This is a genomic window from Rahnella sp. ChDrAdgB13 (assembly GCF_017655185.1).
Lineage (GTDB): Bacteria > Pseudomonadota > Gammaproteobacteria > Enterobacterales > Enterobacteriaceae > Rahnella > Rahnella contaminans.
In genome coordinates, this window is record NZ_JAEMGT010000009.1 from 1 (window position 1) to 3139 (window position 3139).

Consider the following 3139-nt stretch of genomic DNA (forward strand, 5'->3'; position numbering starts at 1 on the left):
CGGGTAACCGGCGCGCATGAAGATGACGCGATCCCCTGCTCTGTCGAAGCCCACGACGTGTACCACAACGCCTCGCCAATCCTTGTAACGCCTGTCCAGCTTTTGGATTTCTTCAGACATGCCGTCACCTTCTGGCCGCTCTGGCGGACGTAACCTACCCACCAGGCCGCGAACTGGTAGTTGCACGGCATCCAGCGGTTACCTATCATCACTTCGTACGAAAGAGAGCCAGCGGTACCGCCTGTTGCCACACAACGGATTTGCGGAACGCCAGCTTTTGTGAGTAAACTGTTCATGCGTTAATTGCTCCACACTGTTTAGTTAATGCACCCGACGCCTCAAGCTGCACACTTGGGGCGTCACCCTTTCCGGCCTTCCGTTTTTTTCTAAACAGTGCCAGCACAGCCCGAACTTCTGCATCACGCGCGGCTAAATGACGGCGGTGATATTTCATGATCTGCTCAGCTTCCGTCTCATCAATCACGCCATCTTCAAGCGATGACTGAATAATCATGTCTACGTGTCCACGATGAGCAGCAGTGCGCATGCTCTTACTGAACAGCTCAACCTGATCCAGTTCTTCCAGCTGCGGAACGTCCACGAACAGACCGCCACGACGCTGGGAAAAATACTCAGCCAGATAGCTGGTGCCGCTGATGTCTTCCATCGCCTCCAGCTCAACAATTTCGAAAAACCGGCAGCCGTTTTTTTCGTATAGATTGTTGTTGAACTGCGTTTCAGTCATTCCCAGAGCGCCAGCCATTGCAGACCGTCCGCCGGGATAGGCTTTACACATCGCTTTAACTACTGTTTTCAGGTCTACCATGATGCTTTTCCTTTGGTAGTTATGGCTGTGCGCCAGCGGTGTTAGTCTTTTCGTATTGAGTTGGGTCGTATTTCAAAACTCCACAAGTTATGCGCTCAATAACAAACGCCTGTTTTTCTGGGATGACATCTCCCCACCGGCACACTGCGGGGTGTGAAATCCCCAGAGCACTTGCTGTTTTGGAGATTCCCCCAAAATGCTTCACAACATCGGTTTTACGCATAATTCCTCCTAAATGATGGCGCCTTAAAGGTAACAAAAGGTACATCAAATAGCAAATAACAGTTACCTTGATAACAGGTAACATTGGTTACATGAAAAGTGAAATGAAAGATCGAATCCGCTCTCGACGCTTACAGCTCGATATAACGCAGCTCTCGCTAGCCAAAAAGCTCGGCATAAGCAGGGTTTCAGTTACTAAATGGGAAGGTGGTGCTAATAAGCCGGATGGTGAGAATTTGCATAGACTGGCTCAGGTTCTTTCGACAACCCCGGAATGGTTGCTGTACGGTCAAGGAGACAGCATCCCCGACGACACCAAAGTAATTCCTTTGATGAAGGCACCGGCGACGGTCCCAATTATTTCAGCTGTGCAAGCTGGACTCTGGACTGATAGTTATGCTGCTGCGAGGCTTTCTGACGTGATTTCATGGACGCAAACAACTGCTGATGTTTCCGATGAAGCTTTCGGCTTGGTCGTGCGTGGTGAGTCAATGACAAACCCAAATGGTTTGCCATCTATCCCAGAAGGCTCAATAGTCATAGTAGAACCAAACTACGGTCAAATTGATAATTTATATGGGAAAATCATCGTAGCAATTTTAGATGGCTCATCTGAAGCTACAGTAAAAAAATTAGTTTGGGATAGTCCTCAGTGTTACCTGATGCCTTTAAACCCCGCCTTCAAACCAATACCTATCGATGGCGATTGCCGCATTGTGGGTAAAGTGGTTCAGATCACGCAAAACCTCTAATACCCATTCTCAGGCCAGCAACAGCTGGCTATTTTTTTGCCTCTTAATGTAACTTTTGGAACATTCACCCTTGACGATAATGGTAACTAAAGGTACATTCAATTTATTAAGAAAACACAACGGCAAGAACACTGCAGCCTAATGAGGTATCAGGATGGATAAGCAAGACATGAAAGTTATTGCTGATCAGTTACTGGAAAAGATCGAACGCCTAGAACTTGCGGCAAACAGAGGAATTAAAATTTCAGAGGATCCGCATTTGCGACATTGCTCCGGAAAAATAATTTCCCCGGAACAATGTTATTGGACACTCAAAGAGTGTGCCCTATTTAAAAAATGGGTTACCGAATGTTTTGAATCATTCGAATTGACTGTTGTTCCGTCATCCCATGGCCTTGAACAATGACGTCCAATTCTTCATCTTCGGTTTCATTTATGAAGGTTTCATTGCCGAGTACATGTAGAGCACCCGATATGATTTGGCCTTTCTCGACATCGTATCCACCTAACAGCTCAGCCACCGTGAATTCTCCGATTGAATCACGGATGACAATAAAACCTATCCGGTGCTCGTGATGTACAACGACTCCGCGCATAAAAGTCAGTCCTTCTTGGTTGTGTGAGAACTCCCAAGATACCACCGCCGCCTGAGGTGGAGAAGTAACCAGGCACACAACGGAAAGAACACTGGGGGTTGAGGGACTCACTTACCATCAACCCAATATGACCACAATCCCAGTGTTCTTCCCGTTGTGGTGGCCACCCAACCGCGAGTTGATCCAGCGCGTTATCTGGTCAGTGACCTGCCTGCACTCTCATGGCAGTGACAGCTGGGAAAGACCAGCACACAACGGTGTGAATCATCCTTGTCTCTGTTCCACTTTTCGCGAGTGGTGGGGACGGGTAGCCACACAAGCCGCAACGCGAAGCGGCCCGAGTGGAGTTAAGCGTGGAGAACCTGTCCGGGGAGTGAAGCCTGGGAGGATGGTTCACACCGTTGTGGCAAGCATCCGGTGATGGTCGGGTTCCCTACCCGATTGCGGGTTCAACTCCCGCCGCTACACCCTAATTGTGGTCAGCCAGAGAGCTGGCATGCGCATAGCGACAGCTGGAGATAAGCGCCAGTGACCACAAACACATCGACGTGGAACCTCGATAATTGCTGTGTGTAGTTGTCTTTCGGCAGTGGCATGACTCTTCAACCATCCAACATCAGGGGGAGCGAAGATAATGTTCTGATCATGACCACCGCCAATTTTTTCGCAGGCATAGACAAGGGCCGCTGGCACCCACCCAGCACGCCCTGTGCATTACCGGCCGCCCTTGTCTATGTGTGTGA

Annotated in this window: 6 protein-coding genes; 2 read left to right on the forward strand and 4 right to left on the reverse strand. The window is 49.2% G+C overall.

What is annotated here, in order from left to right; translation table 11 throughout:
* The 3 genes from J8X26_RS03920 to J8X26_RS03930 all read right to left on the reverse strand — a co-directional run.
* Positions 1 to 120, reverse strand: a 120-nt coding sequence (locus tag J8X26_RS03920) for a DUF4222 domain-containing protein (RefSeq protein ID WP_208950216.1), incomplete at its 3' end; no start/stop codon positions are given.
* Between the two features lie 172 nt (positions 121 to 292).
* Complete coding sequence (locus J8X26_RS03925) at positions 293 to 826, reverse strand: YmfL family putative regulatory protein (protein WP_244370329.1); 534 nt, start codon at positions 824 to 826, stop codon at positions 293 to 295.
* Positions 827 to 845: 19 nt separating this feature from the next.
* Complete coding sequence (locus J8X26_RS03930) at positions 846 to 1049, reverse strand: Cro/CI family transcriptional regulator (protein WP_152326561.1); 204 nt, start codon at positions 1047 to 1049, stop codon at positions 846 to 848.
* A gap of 91 nt (positions 1050 to 1140) precedes the next feature.
* Between J8X26_RS03930 and J8X26_RS03935 the strand changes: the two genes are divergently transcribed.
* Positions 1141 to 1800, forward strand: a complete 660-nt coding sequence (locus J8X26_RS03935; protein ID WP_193333156.1) for a LexA family transcriptional regulator — start codon at positions 1141 to 1143, stop codon at positions 1798 to 1800.
* A gap of 154 nt (positions 1801 to 1954) precedes the next feature.
* On the forward strand, positions 1955 to 2206 hold the full coding sequence (locus J8X26_RS03940; RefSeq protein ID WP_193333157.1) for a hypothetical protein: 252 nt from the start codon (positions 1955 to 1957) through the stop codon (positions 2204 to 2206).
* Here the strand turns inward: J8X26_RS03940 and J8X26_RS27610 are convergent.
* Positions 2142 to 2396, reverse strand: coding sequence for a hypothetical protein (locus J8X26_RS27610; RefSeq protein ID WP_152326562.1), 255 nt, complete (start codon positions 2394 to 2396; stop codon positions 2142 to 2144). The two genes, J8X26_RS03940 and J8X26_RS27610, sit on opposite strands and share 65 nt — an antisense overlap.
* Between the last annotated feature and the right edge of the window lie 743 nt (positions 2397 to 3139).

Coding starts and splice junctions, on each gene's coding strand:
- J8X26_RS03940 (WP_193333157.1), top strand. CDS start 1,955: ATGGATAAGCAAGACATGAAAGTTATTGCTGATCAGTTACTGGAAAAG.
- J8X26_RS03930 (WP_152326561.1), bottom strand. CDS start 1,049: ATGCGTAAAACCGATGTTGTGAAGCATTTTGGGGGAATCTCCAAAACA.
- J8X26_RS27610 (WP_152326562.1), bottom strand. CDS start 2,396: ATGCGCGGAGTCGTTGTACATCACGAGCACCGGATAGGTTTTATTGTC.
- J8X26_RS03925 (WP_244370329.1), bottom strand. CDS start 826: ATGGTAGACCTGAAAACAGTAGTTAAAGCGATGTGTAAAGCCTATCCC.
- J8X26_RS03935 (WP_193333156.1), top strand. CDS start 1,141: ATGAAAAGTGAAATGAAAGATCGAATCCGCTCTCGACGCTTACAGCTC.